Origin of the sequence: Granulicoccus phenolivorans DSM 17626 = NBRC 107789 = JCM 15570, assembly GCF_000423085.1 — a bacterium.
Taxonomy (GTDB): domain Bacteria; phylum Actinomycetota; class Actinomycetes; order Propionibacteriales; family Propionibacteriaceae; genus Granulicoccus; species Granulicoccus phenolivorans.
The window spans coordinates 49,049-68,470 of the sequence record NZ_AUHH01000002.1 but is presented as its reverse complement, the minus strand read 5'-3'; the positions used below and the strand labels follow the sequence as shown (position 1 = coordinate 68,470).

General features: G+C 70.9%; 15 protein-coding genes. 2 read left to right on the top strand and 13 right to left on the bottom strand.

Going from position 1 to position 19,422, the window contains the following annotated elements:
* Window positions 1–4 precede the first annotated feature (4 nt).
* A complete protein-coding gene (locus tag G531_RS0101685) occupies window positions 5–1,684 on the bottom strand; it encodes an AMP-binding protein (protein ID WP_026925924.1) in 1,680 nt (559 codons plus the stop codon).
* A gap of 53 nt (window positions 1,685–1,737) precedes the next feature.
* Window positions 1,738–3,282 carry a DEAD/DEAH box helicase gene (locus G531_RS19710; protein ID WP_373277273.1) on the bottom strand — a complete coding sequence of 515 codons (1,545 nt, stop codon included), beginning with the start codon at window positions 3,280–3,282 and terminating at the stop codon, window positions 1,738–1,740.
* A 669-nt stretch (window positions 3,283–3,951) separates the two neighbouring features.
* Between G531_RS19710 and G531_RS26865 the strand changes: the two genes are divergently transcribed.
* Window positions 3,952–4,083, top strand: coding sequence for a hypothetical protein (locus tag G531_RS26865; RefSeq protein WP_281177484.1), 132 nt, complete (start codon window positions 3,952–3,954; stop codon window positions 4,081–4,083).
* Window positions 4,084–4,104: 21 nt separating this feature from the next.
* On the opposite strand, the gene G531_RS24220 is transcribed toward G531_RS26865, so the two are convergent.
* A complete protein-coding gene (locus G531_RS24220; RefSeq protein ID WP_051214902.1) occupies window positions 4,105–4,605 on the bottom strand; it encodes a hypothetical protein in 501 nt (166 codons plus the stop codon).
* Window positions 4,606–4,613: 8 nt separating this feature from the next.
* The gene (locus G531_RS0101670) at window positions 4,614–4,838 is read right to left on the bottom strand and encodes a DUF3107 domain-containing protein (protein ID WP_026925923.1); all 225 of its coding nucleotides are present in this window, start codon (window positions 4,836–4,838) and stop codon (window positions 4,614–4,616) included.
* Window positions 4,839–4,974: 136 nt separating this feature from the next.
* Between G531_RS0101670 and G531_RS0101665 the strand changes: the two genes are divergently transcribed.
* Window positions 4,975–6,216 (top strand): geranylgeranyl reductase family protein, encoded by a 1,242-nt coding sequence (locus tag G531_RS0101665; protein ID WP_217996372.1) that lies wholly within the window; start codon window positions 4,975–4,977, stop codon window positions 6,214–6,216.
* 69 nt (window positions 6,217–6,285) lie between these two features.
* On the opposite strand, the gene G531_RS26600 is transcribed toward G531_RS0101665, so the two are convergent.
* The 9 genes from G531_RS26600 to G531_RS19675 all read right to left on the bottom strand — a co-directional run bounded on the left by G531_RS26600 (window position 6,286) and on the right by G531_RS19675 (window position 19,422).
* Entirely contained in the window at window positions 6,286–8,193 is a 1,908-nt protein-coding gene (locus G531_RS26600) for an FHA domain-containing protein (protein ID WP_051214901.1), read from the bottom strand.
* Between the two features lies 1 nt (window position 8,194).
* Window positions 8,195–9,472, bottom strand: a complete 1,278-nt coding sequence (locus G531_RS0101655; protein ID WP_026925921.1) for a vWA domain-containing protein — start codon at window positions 9,470–9,472, stop codon at window positions 8,195–8,197.
* 92 nt (window positions 9,473–9,564) lie between these two features.
* Window positions 9,565–10,677 carry a PP2C family protein-serine/threonine phosphatase gene (locus tag G531_RS19695; RefSeq protein WP_051214900.1) on the bottom strand — a complete coding sequence of 371 codons (1,113 nt, stop codon included), beginning with the start codon at window positions 10,675–10,677 and terminating at the stop codon, window positions 9,565–9,567.
* Window positions 10,674–13,217 carry a serine/threonine-protein kinase gene (locus tag G531_RS0101645; RefSeq protein WP_051214899.1) on the bottom strand — a complete coding sequence of 848 codons (2,544 nt, stop codon included), beginning with the start codon at window positions 13,215–13,217 and terminating at the stop codon, window positions 10,674–10,676. Before G531_RS0101645 ends, G531_RS19695 begins: the two co-directional genes overlap by 4 nt.
* On the bottom strand, window positions 13,214–14,599 hold the full coding sequence (locus tag G531_RS19690) for a hypothetical protein (RefSeq protein ID WP_051214898.1): 1,386 nt from the start codon (window positions 14,597–14,599) through the stop codon (window positions 13,214–13,216). The genes G531_RS0101645 and G531_RS19690 overlap by 4 nt, the downstream gene beginning before the upstream one ends.
* A complete protein-coding gene (locus G531_RS24210) occupies window positions 14,596–15,537 on the bottom strand; it encodes a transporter substrate-binding domain-containing protein (RefSeq protein ID WP_051214897.1) in 942 nt (313 codons plus the stop codon). The genes G531_RS19690 and G531_RS24210 overlap by 4 nt, the downstream gene beginning before the upstream one ends.
* Window positions 15,534–16,895 (bottom strand): hypothetical protein, encoded by a 1,362-nt coding sequence (locus G531_RS0101630; protein ID WP_026925919.1) that lies wholly within the window; start codon window positions 16,893–16,895, stop codon window positions 15,534–15,536. Before G531_RS0101630 ends, G531_RS24210 begins: the two co-directional genes overlap by 4 nt.
* Window positions 16,892–18,805, bottom strand: a complete 1,914-nt coding sequence (locus tag G531_RS19680) for an AAA family ATPase (RefSeq protein ID WP_051214896.1) — start codon at window positions 18,803–18,805, stop codon at window positions 16,892–16,894. The genes G531_RS0101630 and G531_RS19680 overlap by 4 nt, the downstream gene beginning before the upstream one ends.
* 2 nt (window positions 18,806–18,807) lie before the next feature.
* On the bottom strand, window positions 18,808–19,422 hold the full coding sequence (locus G531_RS19675; protein ID WP_211221745.1) for a hypothetical protein: 615 nt from the start codon (window positions 19,420–19,422) through the stop codon (window positions 18,808–18,810).

Genomic DNA, 19,422 nt, shown 5'->3' with positions numbered 1-19,422 from the left:
CGGCTCAGATCAGGTGGCGGCTCGGGTGGGGATGCAGCCCGAGCCGGTCCAGCGCCTGCTCGACCAGTTCGATCTTGCGCACCTTGCCCGAGACGGTCATCGGGTACTCCTCCACGGTCAGCAGGTAGCGCGGAATCTTGAACCGGGCCAGCTGGTTCTCCGCGAAGCCGCGGAACTCCTCCAGCGTCGGGGCGGTGTGTCCGGGCGCCACCTGGATCAGCGCGACCAATTCCTCGCCGTAGGTGTCGTCGGGGACCCCGACCACCTGGATGTCGCGGATCTCGGGTCGCGTCAGGTAGAACTCCTCGATCTCGCGGGGGTAGATGTTCTCCCCGCCGCGGATCACCATGTCCTTCATCCGGCCGACGATCATCACATACCCGTCGGCGCGCATCTGGGCCAGGTCGCCGGTGTGCATCCAGCCGTCGGAGTCGATCGCCTCGGCGGTCAGCTCGGGCGCGGCCCAGTATTCGCGCATCACCGAATAGCCGCGGGTGCACAGCTCGCCGGTCTCGCCCCGGGGAACGGTGCGACCCGACTGCGGATCGACGATCTTGATCTCGATGTGCGGGTTCACCCGGCCCACGGTCACGGTGCGCTGCTCCATGTCGTCGTCCCCGCGGGTCTGGGTCGACACCGGCGAGGTCTCGGTCATCCCGTAACAGATGCTGACCTCGGACATGTGCATCAGCTCGATGCAGTTGCTCATCGTGTCGACCGGACAGTTGGAGCCGGCCATGATGCCGGTACGCAGCGTGGACAGGTCGTAGTCAGCGAAGTTCGGCAGATGCTGTTCGGCGATGAACATCGTCGGTACGCCGTGCAGCGCGGTGGCCTTCTCGTCCTGCACCGCCTGCAGCACACTGGCCGGCTCGAAGGTGGAGCGCGGCAGGATCATCGTCGAGCCATGGGTGACCGAGGCGATCGTCGACATCACCATGCCGAAGCAGTGGAAGTAGGGGACCGGGATGACCAGCCGATCCTGCTCGGTCAGGGCGATGCCCTCACCCACGAAGTAGCCGTTGTTGAGCAGGTTGCGATGGGTGAGGGTGGCACCCTTGGGGAAGCCGGTCGTCCCGGAGGTGTACTGCAGGTTGACCGCATCCTCGGCATGGACCTGGTCGGCGACCCGGTCCACCTCGCTCTGCGCGACCCGGTCCCCGCCGGCGAGGAACTGCTGCCAGGACGGATCGGTGGACACATCACCCTCCGGCGAGCCCCAGTGGACGACGAACTCCAGTGTGGGCACCTTGGTCCGGATCAGGTCGACCATGGTCGCGTAGTTCGACGACTTGTAATCCCGGGCGGCGAACAGTGCCCGGGCCCCGGAGTGATTGAGCACGAACTCGAGTTCGTGGGTGCGGTAGGCGGGGTTCAGGTTGACCAGGATGATGCCCAGCCTGGTCAGCGCGTACTGGGTGATCATCCACTCCGCGCAGTTGGTCGACCACACCGCGGCCCGATCGCCGGGGACCAGCCCGAGGGCCAGCACGGCGCGGGCGACCCGGTTGACCTCGGCATCGAGTTCGGCGTACGTCCAACGTCGCCCGGTCCAGACCTCGACCAGCGCCTCGCGGTCACCGAATCGGGTGGCCGCCTCGCTCAGGCTTTCCCCCAGGGTCTGGGTGAGCAGGGGGACATCGGTGGGCCCGGCGTCGTAGGAGAGGGCTGGCGCGTTGTTCATGAATGTTGACTCTAGTCCCGCGCCGCGGCCCCCTCCCAATCGACGAGCGCGGGTTATTCGGACGCGGTTTCGCCGGCCGGACGGGTCCGCCGGCGCCGACGGCGACGCGGCTTGTGCTCCCCGGCCTCGGCGGTCTCGGACGTGTCGGTCGTGGATTCGGGAGCGTCGTCGGTCGACTCACCCTCGCGGACGACCTCCCCGTTGCGGGTGCGGCGCCGGTTGCGGGTACGCCGCGGCCGCGCGGGACGCTCGGCGGCGGCGTCATCCTCGGGCTCGGGGGCGGGCTCGCTGATCCGACCCTTGGCGCCCTCGGGGATGTCGAGGTCCTCGAACAGGTGCGGCGAGGTGGAGTAGGTCTCCACCGGATCGGCGAAGTCCAGCCCGAGGGTCTTGTTGATGACCTTCCACCGGGTGACGTCGGCCCAGTCGACCAGGGTGACCGCGATCCCGGAGGCGCCGGCGCGACCGGTGCGGCCGATCCGGTGCACGTAGGTCTTGGAGTCCTCGGGGCACTCGTAGTTGATCACGTGGGTGACGCCGGTGACGTCGATGCCGCGGGCGGCGACGTCGGTGGCGACCAGAACACTGATCCTGCCCTCGCGGAACTTCTTCAGAGCGCGTTCGCGGGCATCCTGGCGCAGGTCGCCGTGGATCGGGGCGGCGTCGAAGCCACGCTCGACCAGATCATCGGCGAGCCGCTGGGCGGCACGCTTGGTGCGGCAGAAGATCATCACCTTGTCCCGGTCGCGCGCCTGGAGGATGCGGGCGACCAGTTCGGGCTTGTCGAGTTGGTGACACTGGTACACGAACTGCGTGGTCTGCGGGACCGTGGTCGCCTCGTCGTGATGCTCGGCGCGGATATTGACCGGGGAGTTCAGGTTCGCCCGGGCCAGCGCCATGATCGCCGACGGCATCGTGGCCGAGAACAGCAGGGTCTGGCGGGACTTGGGCGTCTTGGCCAGCAACTTCTCCACGTCGGGGAGGAAGCCGAGGTCGAGCATCTCGTCGGCCTCGTCGAGCACGGCGACCTTGACGTGGCGCAGATCCAGGGCGCGCCGGTTCACCAGGTCGAGCAGTCGGCCCGGCGTGCCGACGACGACATCGACCCCGGCCGCCAGGGCGTCCAACTGCGGTTCGTAGCCGACGCCGCCGTAGACGGTCAGAACGCGGGCGCCGAGCTTGGAACCGGCCAGCGCCAGATCCTTGGAGACCTGGGAGGCGAGCTCCCGGGTCGGGGCGATCACCAGGGCCTGGGGCGCGGTGCCGGGCTCGTTGTCGGTGACGATCTGCTGCAGCAGGCTGATCCCGAAGGCCAGCGTCTTGCCGGTGCCGGTGCGGGCCTGACCGATCATGTCGGTGCCCTGGACCGCGATCGGGATGGCCATCGACTGGATCGGGAACGGATGGTGGATGCCGGCCTCGGCCAGCGCGTCGACGATCGGTGCCACGACCCCGAGGTCGGCAAAGGTCTCCTGCTGCGGAGCGCGCTCGTCGGAGACCTCGATGTCCGGGGTGTCGGTGATGTCGGGGGTGTCGGTGACGTCGGTGTCGGTGACGTCGGGGGTGGTGCGGTCGAGCTCAGTCGGCTCGGTGGTCAACGTGTGTTCGGACAGGGTTCCAGCCTTTGCTTGGTCCCGGACCCGTCAGGACCCGGCAATGTGCGTCCGGCGCCAGCCTGCATCAAGCCTGCGGCGGTCACCTCATGGCGACACACCGGGCTCGGCGGCGGCCGCCGAGGGTACGCAGGTTGCGTACAACACCCCAGTGTAACCCCGCGTTCAGCAAACGCGTAATGGACGCGGGCCCCGAGCCCCGAGTGGGCGGATTCTGCCACCAGACCGCCGAACTATCGCGATTAGGGCCGTTGCGGGGCTTCTGGCGGCAGGATCGGGACACGATCCGAGGCTGATGCGGGTGATCGAGCGTCACCGAACCCACCCAACGTCGCCATCGGTAACCGAGCGTCACGGCGCACCGAAGCTGCCCACCCAACGGTGACGCTGCCTGACCGTGCCGAAGCTCGATCCTCCTGGACAGACAGGCGCCTCTCCAGCGGGCACACGAGGTGCGGCAACGAAGTACCCCCCGGGGCATCCTGGATGAGTCAACTCGGGGTTTCGCGATCTTGGTGGCACGCCGTCAAGGTGGCCACGCCTGAAAGATCGTGGCTGGTGTGGTTATTCCGGCCCTCTGCATTGCGAGATGTGCATGTCCCGCCTGCTGGGCATGATGGTCTCCGGAGGCCCCTCACTGCACTGGCTGGTGACGTGGCCGAAGGAGTTCATCATCGCCTGGCCATCGCTTTCGCGCTGGCGATGGTCGCTTGGCCCGCGTCGATGGCGCTCACCGGGAAGATCGTGGGCGCGGGCCGTCCCCAGCAGACCGCAGAAGCTGCCTGACCCGAGGCTGGATTCGCGCGGCTATTCGGAGTCCTTCGAGGAAGTCGACTCCGACCCGGGAGCCGGGGACTGGGTCAGCAACCGCTGGGCAACCCACTCGGTCTTCGGGAGCGCCTTGACCTCGCCCCGGTGCACCGCGGTCGGGGTGATGTCCATGTTCTGATGCTGCTCCCGCAGAAAGGCCTGCGCGGCCGGATCCTTCCAGACATCGACCCAGATGGCCCGTTTGGCGAGGTTCCGCAGCGTCAGTCGCAACCAGATCGCGAGCACCGAGGCCGGGTGGAAGTACACCGCCACCTGATCGGGGTGCTCGGTGGCGTACGCATGGGAGCGGGCGCGCGGAAAGAACGCCGGGGACAGCACCAGGGCCAACACCCCCAGGATCCCGGCGGAGACCATGGCCTGTCCCACCGGCGTCGCCCCGGGAGTGCCGCGGCCGGCCTGCCAGAAAACCACCACCACGTATCCGACGATCATGGCGAGGACGATCAGGCAGGCCGCCCAGCGACGCAACCAGCGCATCGGACGGATCAGACCGAGCCGAAGCCCACGCGCCGGCGGTGCTCCTGGCCGAGCTCGATGTAGGCGATCTTGTCGGCGCGGATCATGGTCCGGGCGCCCTGGGCATCGGTCAGCGTGAGCAGGCCGTCCTCGGCCATCGCCTTGGCCAGCTGGTCCTGGACCTCTTCGGCGCTGCTCTCGGTATCGATGCTGAGCTCGCGGGCGAGGTGCTGAATGCCGATCTTGACTTCCACTGTTCCTCCTGTGTGTGACGCCGTGAGCGACGCCGTTGCCGGGTCCAGCAAACCAGCGGCTCCGGGGTCGGTACGTCTGTGGCGCAACAGTGAGACTACCCAGACTCGCAAGGGTGCGCACTGGGACACTGGGACGGTGAGCACGTTGCAGACCGATGTCCTGGTGGTGGGAGCCGGCCCGGCCGGCTCGGCGGCGGCGGCCTGGGCCGCCCGACTGGGACTGGACACCCTCCTGATCGACGCGGCCCGATTCCCCCGGGACAAGACCTGCGGGGACGGCCTGACGCCCCGGGCGATCGCCGAACTGGACCGGCTCGGCCTGTCGGACTGGCTGCGGTCGCACACGGTGAACCAGGGCCTGCGCGCCCATGGGTTCGGTCAGGTGCTGGAACTGCGCTGGCCCGAGGGCGCGTTCCCGACCTGGGGGTCGGCCGTCCCGCGTACCGAGTTCGACGACCACCTGCGTACCCTCGCGGTCAGCAACGGCGCGACCGCGATCGACGGCGCCCGGGCGGTGGATGTGCGGATCGAGGCCGGCCGGGTGGCCGCGGTCAGCTTCGAGGGTCCGCAGGGCCGCTTCGAGGTCGCCTGTCAGCGGTTGGTGGTCGCCGATGGCGTACGCTCCCCGCTCGGCAAACTGCTCGGCCGGACCTGGCACCGCGAGACCGTGTACGCCGTTGCCGGGCGCAGCTACGTGACCTCCGAACGCAGCGACGACCCGTGGATCTCCTCCCATCTCGAACTCAACGACGAGGACGGGGAGAACCTGCCCGGCTACGGCTGGATCTTCCCCCTCGGCAACGGCCTGGTCAATCTGGGGGCGGGTAGCCTCGCGACGGCCCAGCGGCCCGCCGACGTGGCGATCAAGCCGCTGATGCACACCTACGCCGACCGGATCCGCGACGACTTCCGGCTCACCGGCGACCTGCAGCAGCCAGCCTCGGCGCTGTTGCCGATGGGCGGCGCGGTCAGCGGGGTCTCCGGCCCGAACTGGGCGCTGATCGGCGACGCCGCCGCCTGTGTGAACCCGCTCAACGGGGAGGGCATCGACTACGGCCTGGAGACCGGGCGCCTGGTGGCCGAACTGTTGGCCGCCTCCCATCCGCGGGCGCGGATCGGTGCCGCCTGGCAGGGGATCCTGTACGCCCACTACGGCGAGGCATTCTCGATCGCCCGCAGGCTGGCCGAGTTGGTCACCATTCCGGGACTGCTGCCGACGCTGGGGCCGCTGGGGATGCGGTCCCGCTTCCTGATGACCCTGGCGCTGCGCTGGATGGGAAACCTCGTCGACGACGCCGATCGGGACGCCGCGGCGCGGATCTGGAAACTGGCCGGCCGGGCCTCGGTCAAGCTGGACCAGCGGCGCCCCTTCCACTGAGCCGAGGGCCCCGGAAACGCCGAGCGGGGGCCACTGGCGAACAGTGGCCCCCGCTCGGCACAGCAGCGATCAGAACAGTTCCTGATCCTCCGGGGTGGCTCGCCGCAGCACGACGCGGGTCCAGGCCCCGACAAAGATCCGATCGTCGGGGTCCAGCTCGAACTTCCGGGCCGGCGGCAGCGGCTCGGTCGGCAGCGGCCCCGAGGCGTCGGCGACGTAGGTGCCGTTGGCCGAGTCGAGATCCTCGATGTACCACCGGGTCCCGTCGCTGGTCAGCTGGGCCTGCCGCCGGCTGATCCCTGAGTCGGTGCCGCAGTCGATATCGGGCGTGATGTTGCGGGAGCGGGAGTACCGACCGATCAGAATCGAGCGGCCGCGCAACGGCAGCACCTGCGGCAGCCCGGGTGACGGCAGCGGATCGGGGCTCTCCTGCTGGCGGTACCAGTCCGGATCGATCCAGACCTCGGCCACCCATTCCACGGTGTCGCTGCCGGGTCCGCTGTGCTCCACCGGAGCGGGCGTCGGGACCTGGGCGTACGCCGATGCGCCCGGGGTACCGGCGGCCTCGGCAGCGGGGGCCTGCGGTGCCGCCGGCTCGGGGGCAACCGGGGTGCTGGGTCCGGCCGGGGTGCTCGGTCCGGCCGGCGTGCTGGGACCGGCCGGGACGAACTCCGGGGCGCCATTGGTGACCGGCAGAGGTTCCGTCGGTGCCGGTGCGGGTCGGACCGGCTGCGGGGCCGCCTCGGTGGGTTGGGCGCCGTACGCGGTGGACCCCGAGCCGCCCGCAACACCGATACCCGCGCTGGGGCCGGCGTCTGCCACGGGCTGCGCGAGCGTCGCAGCAGGAGCCTCGTGGGGGCTGTCGACCTCGGAGGGGGCCGGTTCGACCGGCGTGCTGGGTGCCTGGGCCGGGGCCGCGAACGGATTCGCCGCGAACGGGTTGGGCTGCTCGGTGCCCCGGGGCTCGGGCCCGGGCTGCTGCGGGTGGGCCGCCCCCGGCTGCGGGTCAGCAACCTCGGCACGCTGCGGTACCGGCTCGTTCAGGTAACCCGACCGGGGACCCTCGGCAGCCGGTTCCTCGGCGGCCGGCTCCTCGACGGCGCGGGCCGGCGCCACGGGGTGGTCCGGCTGCGCGCTGTCGAGGTGCGCACCCGCGGGCTGCTGGGCAGTGGGCGAAGGCTGCGCCGGGGCAGCGGACGACGGCTGGGCCGCGCTGGTGGGAGACGGCTGGGCCGGGGGAGTCGTCGGGGCCGGGCTTCCGCTGGGCAGCGGGGTATCGATATCCAGGATCGACGGCTGCGTGGGCCGCGGCAGCGTACCGGTGGTGAAGTCGTAACCACAGGCCTCACAGAACAGCGCGTTCGGCTGGTTCGGGAACCGGCAGTTCGGGCACACCGCCTCGGCGGCCTCGGCCGACCCCCCGGGAGCCGACGACGGGGGCTGCGCGGCAGCGTCCGGGCGCGGCTCGGCAGCCCGGGCGGGCGGACGACCGTACGGATCGGCCGCCGGCGGCTGCTGCGGAGCACCGGGCTGCGGGCCGGGCTGACCGGGTACGCCCGGGCGGAGCTGCGGACCCTGCGGGCGAGGCTGGTACGCCCCGGCCGGCGGCATCTGCGGCCGCTGCGGGATGCCCTGGCCGGGCGGCGGGGGATAGCCACCGGGACGCCCCTGCTGCGGATAGCCCTGCTGCGGATAGCCCTGCTGCGGGTAGGGCTGGCCGCCGTACGGCCGCCCCTGCGGTCCCGGACCCTGCGGACCCGGACCCTGCGGACCCGCACCCTGCGGTCCCGGCCCCTGCGGACCCGGCCTCTGCGGACCCGGACCCTGCGGGAAGCCGGGGGCAGCGGGTCGCTGACCCTGCGGTGCCGGCGGCTGGGCCGGACCGCCCGGCGCCATCGGGGCGCCGCAGACGTCGCAGTAGTCGCTGGCCTCGCTCGCGTGTCCCTGGGGGCAGTGCACCCCGTATGCCGGTGTCATCTCAACCTCGAATCCGGGTGGTCTTCGTCGACGCAGTGTCCAGCGCCATCTCATCGGCCCTGTCGACCGACTTCTTCAATCGAACGGTACCGGCATCCTCGTCGGTGACGTCGACGACTTTCCGCAGTTTCGCGGTGGCTTCGTCGTTTCCGGTCTCCTTGGCCAGTTGCACCGCTCGGCCGAGCTTCACCGTGGCGGTCCGGTCGTCGCCGGAGGCCTTGGCCGCCAGGCCCTGCTGAATGGCATCGGCCAACTCGGTCTGTCCGGTGTAGTGCGCGACGGCGGGGTTGATCCGGGTGGTCAGGGTGTCATCGCTGGACCACTTGGCCTTCACCAGACCCTGGGTGACCACCTGGCCGGCGACGGCCAACTGGACCCGGGCAGCCAGCTGCTCCTGGCCCACCCCGCGGGCCGGCAGGCGCACCGACACGTGGTAGTCCCGCGACTCATCGGTCCACGCGCCGGTCGGATAGGCGGTGGTCAGCGCGTTCACCTGGGTGGAGCGCGCGGTGAGGTCCTCCACGGTCGGGGAGACCTGCCGGACGAACAGAATCTCCGCACCCTGGGGCACCCAGACCCGTAGTTCGGCCGCGGAGACCCCCCGCGACATCGAGCGCTGCATCAGCGTCGCGAACGCGGCAGGCAACTCCGAGGAGTGCGGAATGATGTCCACGGTGCCCAGCAGAGCCTGGGCGACCTTGCGGATCTCGTTGACCTTCCAGTCGATCCCGATGCCCCGGGTGTCGCACTGGAACTGGCCGATCGAGGCCCGGATCGCGGCATCGAGCTGCTGCGGGGTCTCGTTGTGGTTCTCCCCGTCGGTGAGCAGGATCGCGTGCTTCTGGGTGAGGCCGGGCACCGACTGGAACAACGCCCGGGTCAGATTCAGCCAGGAACCGATCGCGGTGCCGCCGTCGGCGTGGAAGTAGCGGATCGCCTGGGCGGCCTGGAACCGGGTATTTGCGTCCATCCGGACCATGCCCGCTCCGCCGCGGGCCATCGGATAGGCCAGGTAGGCCTGATGGTTGCCGGCCACCACGGCGAACCAGGTGCCGTCGACGATGTGATCCAGCGCGACGATGGCGGCGTTCTTCGCCGCTTCCATGTTGGTCTCGCCCATCGAGCCGGAGGTGTCGACGATGATGATCTCCCCGACATTCCCGCCGTTGGACCCGGCCATGCCCGCATTGGTGCAGGTCACCGTCACGATGGCATTGACGTCGGTGCCCCCATCCGGCAGAAACTCGTTCTGATACACCGCGGATGTGAACTCAGCCATCTGGCTACTCCTCCTACACTCACCGCCGCCGAGGGGCCGACGGCGCCCTCCAGTCAACCATGTACCGGGCCGACACCGTAGCCCTCCCCGAGTCAGCCGGCGAGGACGCTCAGGTCCAGCGGGTCTCCGAACCGGGCCAGTGCGACGGTGATGTTGTCCCGGCCGCCCTGCGTACAGGCCCAGCGCACCAGCGTATCCGCCAGGATCAGCGGGTCGGCCCCCGGCGTACGCCGCAGCAGCGATTCGGCGAACACCCGCTCCAGGTCCTCGGGCTCGGAGGCGTAGTTCCACAATCCGTCGGAGCAGACCACCAGCCACCCGGACTCGGTCACCTCCAGCGACCGCAGGGTGGGCGCCAGGTCCGGCGCGTCGCGGCCCAGCCACTTGGTGATCGCGTGCGCGTGCGGGCTCGACTCGGCCTCCTCGCGGGACAGGCCCAACTCGATGTGCATCTGCGCCACCGAATCGTCACGGCTGAGCAACTGCGAGGAGCCATGGTCACTGATCCAGTAGACCCGCGAGTCGCCCACATTCGCACAGATCACCCGACCCTCGTGCACCACCGCGGCAGCAAAGGTGCACGAGGCCGCATTCCGGGTCTCGGCCGCGGTCACCGCGATCACCGACTCGTTGGCGACCCGGACGGCCTCGGTCAGCGCCTCGCGCAGGGCCCGGTCGCGGCCGGCCGGATCGGCGATCCCCTGCGGCTGCCGTTCGGTGAGCAGGTCCCGGGCCGCGCGGGCGGCCGCCAGCGAGGCGACATCGGAGTCATCGGAGGTGGAGACCCCGTCACAGACCACCAGGACCGCCCGGGAGCCGGGGACGACCGCGGCCGACAGGGCCAGCGCATCCTCATTGCGCCGGTGCCGGATCCCGCGATCGCAGGAGCCGGCCACCCACGGCGCCGGGGCCTCTTCGTAGTGGTCCCGGTCGCTGGCCGCCTTGGTGCCGCACACCTCGCAGTAGCCGTCGTCATCGATGGCGCCACCACATTCCCGACAGCGGGGCCGGGTCGGGGCCGGCGTACTCACCGCGCGGGTGGGCTCCAGCGGGCTGTCGGCCTCCTCGTACTCCGGCGGCGCCAGCATGATCGGGGTCAACTCGGCGCCACACCCCTCGCAGTACGCCTCGAAGCCCGCCACATCCTCGCCGCAGGACTGGCACCGGATCATGGTCGGTCGACGGTGGGTCAGATCGTCGGTCATGTCAGGCTCCATTTCCGCATCCGGTTGGCCAGGTCCACCAGTTCGTCACGATGGGCGGGTTCATGATGGGCGAGCCCACGGTAGGCCTGCTCCAGGCCCCTGCGCAGGTGCTCCTCGGTCGCCGGCAGGTCGCCGATCAGCACCCGGCGCTGCGGGCCGTGCCGATAGACCTCGCGCAGGCTGCGCTCCAGAATCTCCACCGTGAACTGCAGCCGCACGTGGTCGTCCATCCGGACGCCGCGCACCGAATCCATCGCGGTGGCCAGTTCGGGCAGTCCCTTGCCCATCGCGACCAGATGCTGGGCCCGCAACCGCCGGGACTCGGCGTACCACCGGTTGGTCACCGGCACCATGTCGAGGCTCTCCACCGCGGCGGCCAGATCATTGCGGGCGGCCCGGATCCGGGCCAGCCCGAAGGCCGACGGGGTGACGTAGTTCGCATCGGTGGAGACACAGGTCAGATACAGCGCCTCGGCCACCTCCGGCTGGTCGCCCCGCTCGCAGGTGATCGCCAGCGCCAGCTTCGGGGCGAGTTCCCCGGGCACCTGCCCGTAGACGGCGTTGAACGCGGTCTGTGCCTCCTGCCAGCGTTCGGATTTCATCGAGCCGAGCCCCGACATCCACAGCGCCTGCCATTCCCAGGGGTCGTGGACCAGCATCGCGTTCACGATCGAGGTCAGCAGGTTCAGGTCGCCGATCTCCAGGGCGGCCCGTGCCCGGAACAACTGGACCTCCGGGGACCGTTCCGGGGCGGCATCCAGCGCGGCCAGCCGCTCGACCGGATCCTCGATGTCGATGTTGGACAGCCAGCCGTGCTGGGGGTCGGTGTTGTCGGGGCGCAACTGCGGGAGCTGGTGCCAGTCCAGCGAGTCCCCGAGCACCACCGGCGGCTGGAACAGCTCGCTGGCCGCCGAGGTCAGCGCGGTGCCCCGGGTGCGCTTGGCGACGGTCTCGCGGAGCACCCCGAGCATCTGGGAGCGCAACTCGTCGACCGAGGAGAATCGGTCGGCCGGCTCGGGCGCACAGCAGCGCAGCAGCAGCCGGTACAGCGAGTCGTTCTCCTGGAACAGGGGCGTGTCCTCGACGTCGGGGAAGGTGTACTGATACGTCCCCTGATACCCGCGGAACTCCGAGCACAGCACCATCAGGGTGCGCCCGATGGTGAAAATGTCCGACTCCACCGACGGCCCCACCCGGGCGACCTCGGGGGCCTGATAGCCGACGGTGCCGTAGATCGCCGACTCCTCGTCATCGATGCGGCGGACCCCACCCATGTCGATCAGCTTCACCGAGTCGCCGACCTGAATCAGGTTGTCGGGCTTGAAATCGCAGTAGATCAGACCCGAATCGTGCAGGTACTGGAAGGCCGGCAGGATCTCCAGGACGTACGCCAGGGCCTGGTCGACCGGGAGCGGATCGTACTCCCCGCCATTGGCGTTCATCCGCTCCTGCAACAACTGCTTCAGCGACCGGCCGCCGACGTACTCCATCACGATGTAGCCGGCACCCTCGTGGCTGACGAAGTTGTAGATCTCCACGATCAGCGGATGCTCGACCTGGGCCAGGAAGCGCTGCTCGGCGACCGCGGAGGCCACCGCGTCGGCGTCCCCGGCGTTCAGCAGGCCCTTGAGCACTACCCAACGATCGGAGACGTTCTTGTCCCGGGCGAGGTAGATCCAGCCCAGTCCGCCGTGGGCCAGGCAGCCGGCCACCTCGTACTGGTTGGCGATGATGTCGCCGGGATGCAGCTTCGGATCGAAGGAGAACGGGTTGCGACAGTTCGCGCAGAATCCGGACGTACGCCCGGGGCGCCCGTCCCGGGATCGGCCGACCGGGGCGCCGCAACTGGGGCAGGACCGCTTGTTCTCCGGGACGACCGGGTCGGTCATGATGGCCTTCTCCGGATCGACCGCCGGTGCCGGCGGGACCCGGGTGAGTCCGGCCCCGATCTGCGCGGTCCGCATCCGCTGCGAGCGCCCGGTGCGGCGGGTGATCCCGGTGCCCGCGGTACGCGCCGAGCCGAGCGCGGTCACGCCGAGTTCCAGCGAACCGCCGGCCAGGCCGGGAGTTGCCTGGGCCGCGTCGTCGCCGACCGGCGGGGGTGCGGCGTCGGGCGGGGAACCGCAGATGTCGCAGTACCCGTCGCGAATCTCTCCGCCACAGCCCGGCATCGGGCAGCGGCCGGTCGCCGCACCGGGCCGGCCGCCCTCGCGCTTGTTCAGCGAGGCCGGATCGACCCGGCGCTCGACCACCTGCGCCGTACCGGGCGCCGCGGATGACGAGGCAGCAGGAACCGTGGGCGCGGCGGGCGCGGTGGCGGCCGGGGGTGCCGAGGCCGAGACCGGTGAGGTCGATGCCCGGCCCGCCGGGACCGGATTGCTGGGCAGGTAGCCGGAGCGCGGGCCGGGCCCGGTGGCCGGAGACTGCGTCGGAGCCGGCGCCGGGGTGGCGCCGATGCTGGGCGGCATGCCGCAGACGTCGCAATAGCCGTCGACGATGGTGCCGGAGCAACCCGGCTGGGTGCAGCGGATCGGGTTCATGACTCGGTACTCCGTTGGGAGAATTGTTTCGCCGAGATGATCGGTTCAGCAGCCTCAGGGGTCTCGGCCGGCTCGGTCGCCTCGGCCGCCTCGGCCGCGTTGGCCGCGTTGGCCGCCGCGGCGGTGTCGGCGGCGGCACTCGCCCCGGGTGTGCTGTCAGCGGCGGTCGCCCCGGGTGTGCTGTCAGCGGCGGTCGGCGCGGGAGGCTGCGTACCGGTGCGGATCTGCAGCCAGTCGATGCAGACCTCGTGGGCCTCCAGCAGGCTCTTGACCAGCGGCAGCGGAGTCGGCCGGCGCTCCAGCACCCGCTGCGCCAAGGTGGTGATCGCCGTCAGGTCCGCGTCCTCGGCGACCCCGAGGGTGCGGGCGCGATCCTGTTGGCCGGTCAGCCGGGCGGTCACCCGTTCCCGTTCGTAGAGGGCCTGCGAGTAGGCGTCCTGGACCACCTGCATCGCCTGCGACACCTGCGCGAGCCGGTCCAGATAGGTGTCCAGGTCCGGTTTGGTGTCGGGCACCTCGCCGAGGGCGCTCACGTCGGGCACGGCGTACTTCGGGGCGGGCGCCACACTGTCCACGGTGCGCCGCACGAGTTGGCGCAGGGCCGCCTCGCGGGCTTCCAGGTCCGCGCGCTGCTCCCGGGCCCGGGCGGACAGGCCGATCGCCTCCCGACGCAGGACACCGCCCTTGATCAGGTCCCGCTCCATTGTCGCGGCCTCGATCTCGACCGGCCCGATCAGCCCGCCGACGTCGCCACCGCGGCTGTGCCGCTGGGTGATCGCCTCGGTCCGGGTGATCAACGAGTCCAACTGGGCCCGCGGTTCGGCCTGGCGGCTGGCCGGTTCCAGGGCCACCTGGTCGCGGAGCCGGTCGATCTGGGCCCGCAACGCCTTGATCCGACCGGCCATCCGATCCGCGTCGGGTTCCAGGGCCAGGCGGGTCCGCAACTGGCCGCACATCGCGTCGGAGAGTCGACATGCCTCCGGCAGCGAGACGGCGAACCCGGACCCGGCGGAGTCCGCGGCCTTCGGGTCGCGCTGACCGGCCGCCCGGGCCACCAGGGACGGATCCAGGGTGGCGTCCAGGCGTCCCCAGATCAGGGAGGACAACCGCTCCTGTTCGGCCGGCCCGACCCGGCCGGAATCGAAGGTCACCAGGAGCAGCTCGTACCGGTCCGAGCAGGCCTTCCACAGCGCCATCGACAGCATCATGTCCCGGGTCAGCTGGGCCCGGTGCGGGGACGCGACGATCGCGGCATCCAGCGCGTCCAGTTCCTTGCGCCGGGTCACCAGCCACTCCTTGAGGGCCTGCAGGTAGCGCAGCGCCTGGCTCGGATCGATCGGTACGCCGAGACGCCCGGGAGCCTGGGGTGCGACGGCGGTCATGGTTTTCTCCCGTAGTTCGGTTGCGGTGCCGAGCCGGAACCGGCGTACGGACGAACCCAGCGATTGTAGGAGTCGGCCCAGGTTCCCGAGTTGGACCGCTCCTGGAGCACCAGATTGGTCAGCCGGATCTGATTCACCCCACCCGACGCGGCGGCGACACCGAAATAGGTGGTCCCCAGCTTCTCCGAGCCGAGTCGGCTGCGGTGATCGAGTGCAGCGAAGGCCGCCAGCACCGCATGTTCCCCGACCACGGCGTCGACCGTACCCTGCTGCTGGCGCAGCAGACACGCCGACAGCGACTCGGCGGGGACGGCCCGGGCCCCGGCCCGGAGCACCTGCGTCATCGCGGTGCTGTGGTTGACCGCGCAGACCCGGCGGCCCGACAGATCGGCCGCGGTGCCCAGTTGCGCGTCCCGGCTGAGAATCGTGATCGGCGTCTGCAGGTACGGTGCGGAGAACTCCGGGGCGCCGCGGTCGGGGCGGCAGGTGATCGCCAGCTGACGGATCACCAGGTCGACCTTGCCGTCGGTGAGTTCGGCGATCGCGGTCTGTTCATCGCGGACCCGCAGGTCGGGCGCGGTGCCCGGGGTGAACTCCTCGGCCAGGGCCCGGGCCAGGTCGATCTCCAGTCCCTCCAGGCGACCGGACTTCAGATCGGCCGAGGCCAGTCCGGGGGCATCGTCGGAGACCGCAACCCGCAGCGGCGCCCGGAACGGACGCAGCCCGATGCGCTGGTCGGCCGGCGCCGGGGGATAGGTGGCCAGTTGGTCGGGGCAGGCCCGGTCCGGGGCACCGACCGCTGCCGGCTCGGTCACGGCCGGGGTCGCGGTCCCGGGCTCGCCGGGGCTCTGCGGCCGGGCACAGCCGTTCAGGGCGAGCAGGGCCGCCACGGCCAGCACGGTCGCGGTGCCGGCGCCGGTGGCAGTGGCGCAACTCATGCGTACTCCCGCAGCCGCGAGTTGATCCCGGAGGCGGCGAACACGATCGCGGTGAGGCTGAACGCCACCCCGAGGATGGCGCCGCCGTAGAGCCAGGGCTGCGCGCTGCCCAGAGCGTTGGTCGCTTCCTGGGCACGGGAGTTCATCGTCTCCGAGACTGCCTGGTCGAAGGCCCGGAACGTTTCCCCCGGCGCGTCGGCGGAGTTCGCGGTGGCGGCGGTCCGGGCCTCCTGGACCTTGCCCTGCTGGATCAACCGCCGGACCTGCTCGTGGCTGTTCTCATAGGCGCCCCAGCGGTTCAGCAGGTCCTGGCGCACCGTCGGGTCGGGGATCTGGCCGAGCGCATCCCGGGCGGCAGCCGATTCGGTGGACCAACGCTGCTCCAGGTCGGCGGCCCGACCCTCCTCGATCAGCGCCAGGTTCTGCGAGGCCTGGGCATCGTAGGCGTGGACCCGCGCGGCCGCGGTCCAGCGGGCGGTCGCCAGGCTGGTCTGGTTGACCTGGGTCAGGGTGCTGGAGAAGTTGTTGATCGCCGCCGCACCGGCGGAGAAGGCGAGCACCGAGCAGAGTGCGGCCAGGATCAGCCCGACGTTGACCACCCGACGGAAATGCCGGGCGATCCGGATCATCGCGAACGTGATCACCACCAGATTCGCGGCCACGGCCAGGCCGAGCACCAGCAGGGAGGGGCTGCGGGTCGCGTCGGTGACCCGTTGCTGGTTGGCATTCACCAGCTGGTCCAGGACCGGGATCGCCTGTTCCCGCAGGGTGCTGCTGGCCGCCGACATCTGTCCGCTGCCCAGGGCGTTGTTCCCGGCGGCGTACGCCTCGGCGGCCTGGACCTGACCGGCATAGTCCAGCATGATCCCGTTGAGCTGGGCCAGGGCGGCCTTGTCGTCGGGTTGGGCGACCGAGGCCTCCACGATCAGCGCGCTGGCCTCGCGGATCCGGTCCCGGAAAGCCTGTTGCTGGGAGTCCTGGCCGATCATCCCGGAGGTCGCCGCGGCATCGGCCGACAGCAGGCTGGTCTGGATCGCCTGGACCCGGCGCAACTGTTCGGAGTCGTGCACCGCCGCCCCGGTGCGGTTGCCCTCCGACCACAGGCCCACGCCGAACACGGTGCCGCTGAGCAGGGAAATGACCGCGATCAGCCCGAGCAGGGCGCGCAGCCACTGTGGCGTCGACATCCGGGATTTCTCCGCCGGAGCCGCCTTCGTGGGGCGGGGTGCCGGCGTACGCGCACCGGGGCGGGCCAGACCGCCGGCGCGCGGCGTACCGGTGCCGGCCGCCGGGTGCGGGGCCGGCGCGGCGGTACGGGTGGGGGCCGGCTGGGCAGCCGCGCCGCCGGTCGAGCTCACTGTTCCTCCTGGACCGTCCGGGCGGAGTCCGGTGCGGCGTCGGGACCGAAGTCGACCACGGTCTCCTCGGGCAGTTCCTCCGGGGCCTCGAGCGGACCCTGCTTGGGTTGCTGCTCGGACAGGTCGGGCAGTTCCTCGGCCTCCTCCTCGGCCGGCCGGAGGTCTTCCGGCAGCAGGGTGCGCAACTGTTCCAGGGTGGGCTCGGCCACCTCGCGCAGCCGCCAGGCATGGGCGCCGACGGCAGCCTCCATGCAGTTGCGGGCGAAGCGGCCGTTGCCGAAGGTCGAGTCCCGGACCTGCTCGGCGAGCAGGTCGCGGAAGGTCTGCACCGTCTCCTCGGGGGCGTCGTAGTCGGCGCCGGACACCATGCCGGTGAAGATCGAGACCAGTTCGTCGTCGGTGTAGTCGGCGAAGTCGATCGTGGTCCGGAAGCGACTGGTCAGGCCCGGGTTCTCGGCGATGAACACCGCCATCGGCACCGGATAGCCGGCCACGATCACGACCAGATCGTCGCGCTTGTCCTCCATCTCCTTGACCAGGGTGTTGATGGCCTCGGTGCCGTACTGGTCACCCGACAGGGCGTACGCCTCGTCGATGAACAGCACACCGCCCTCGGCGGACTTCACCACCTCCGCGGTTTTCAGCGCGGTCTGGCCGAGATAGCCGGCGACCAGTTCGGAGCGATCCACCTCGATCAACTGGCCCTTGGAGAGCAGGCCCAGGGCTCGGTAGATGCCGGCGACCAGACGGGCCACCGTGGTCTTGCCGGTCCCGGGATTGCCGACGAACACCAGGTGGCGGGTCACCGTGGGCGACTTCAGCCCGGCCTTGATCCGCATCGCCTCGACGCGGAGCAGGGCGGACTGGCGGTGGATCTCCTCCTTCACCGTGGCCAGGCCGGTCAGGCCGTCCAGTTCGGCCAGCAAATCCTCCAGGGAGCGTTCCTCCTCCGGTTCGGGTTCCGGCTCGGCCGCAGCCTGGTCGGCCGAGGCGGTCGCCGCGGGGGCGGGCTGGTCGGGGGCCGTCGGCTGCCCGGTGACGCCGGAGAAGTCGGGGAAGGGGTCCGGGGTCGGCGTCAGATTCGGTGTCGGGAAGGCCGAACCGGGAAGGCCGCCGAAGGCACCGGGACCCAGCGGCAGGCCGGGGTCCAGGTCCAGCGGGGAGCGCTGCTGCGCCAGGTCCTCGCGCTGACGCCGGATCGAGGAGTTCAGCTTGCCCAGCACCTGGTTGAGCACCGCGGGGGCAGTGCGGGCGAACTCCTGCGCCGAGGTGGTTCCGGGGTCGGACGGGGCGAACGGCGAGGGGGCGAAGTCCGACTGGGGCGGTTCGGCACCCGGCGCGGCCGGACCGGGAGGGACCTGCCCCGGCGTGACCGAACCGGGAGTGGGCTGCCCCGGCGCGATCGGCGGCGTTTGCTCGGCCGGACGCGGACGCGGACGGTGCGGCAGGGCCGACTGTTGGGCGGCGGCGGCGGCCTGCGCGTTGCCGGCGGCGCGGGGCCCGGGCTGCCCGAGCGTACAGGCGGCCATCGCGACGGTGCCCAGCATCTTCGCGTACGCCGGGGCCTGGTTCGGTTTGGTGGCGATGAGTTCGCTGAGCAGTGCGGTCGGGGCACTGCGCCACTTGCGGCCGTGCTGGGCGAGTTCCATGAACCGGACCGCGCTGGGCTGTTCGCCGAGCTCGTCGGCGAAATCGACGAAGGCCTGGTTGTTCGCCTCGGCCACAGCAGCGGCCAGGGCCATTCCCTCGGCACGAGCCGCGGTCCGGTCGATCCCGGCCGCCTCGCCGATGGCCGCCAGGCGGTCGAGCGCGTCGCTCAGATCGGGCCCACTGTTCGCCCCCGGCGGGTTGGTCGAATCCGGGGGGGTGGTCGAATCCGGCAGATTGGGCTGGTCGGTGGGGTTCGACATCATCACTCCAGGTCGAGGGGATTGCGCGGCGGGGCGGGGGATCCGGGGGCGGCCGGATCGGCGGACGGGGGCGCGGGGTCGTGCAGGGCGGTGGTGCCCAGCTCCAGTTCGCCGGCCGCGGCGCCGGAGCCGAACTTCTCCTGCAGGAAGCGGCCGTGGGCGACCAGTGCGTTGGCGTCCTGGCGGGCAACGGCGTCCAGAATCTTGTCCATCGTCGCCGCGAGCAGGTCCAACTGGTCGATCAGCAGCATCAGCGAGGTCTTGCCGTCGACCAGCGGACGGGAGTCGGCCCAGTCCCGCGGCAGTCGCAGGTAGGAACTGAGCGCCTCGGGCAGATAGTCGGTGGCGGTCGCCATCACCGAGTAGGAATCGACCGAGCCGCCCATCGCCCCGACCCGGGGCAGGGTCTCCCGGACCGCCCGGGTCACCCGCTTGACGCGGGCGATCACCACCGGGTGCAGCTTGGCCTCGGCGGCCATCTGCTCGGTGCGGTCCAGGGCACGCATGATGTCGGCCTCGTCGGGAACCTTCGGGGCCGGTCCGGCGAGCATCTGCGGTGGTTGCTGCGGTTCCAGCTTGTCGTCGAGGCCGCCCCGCAGCCAGCCGAGAAAGCCCAT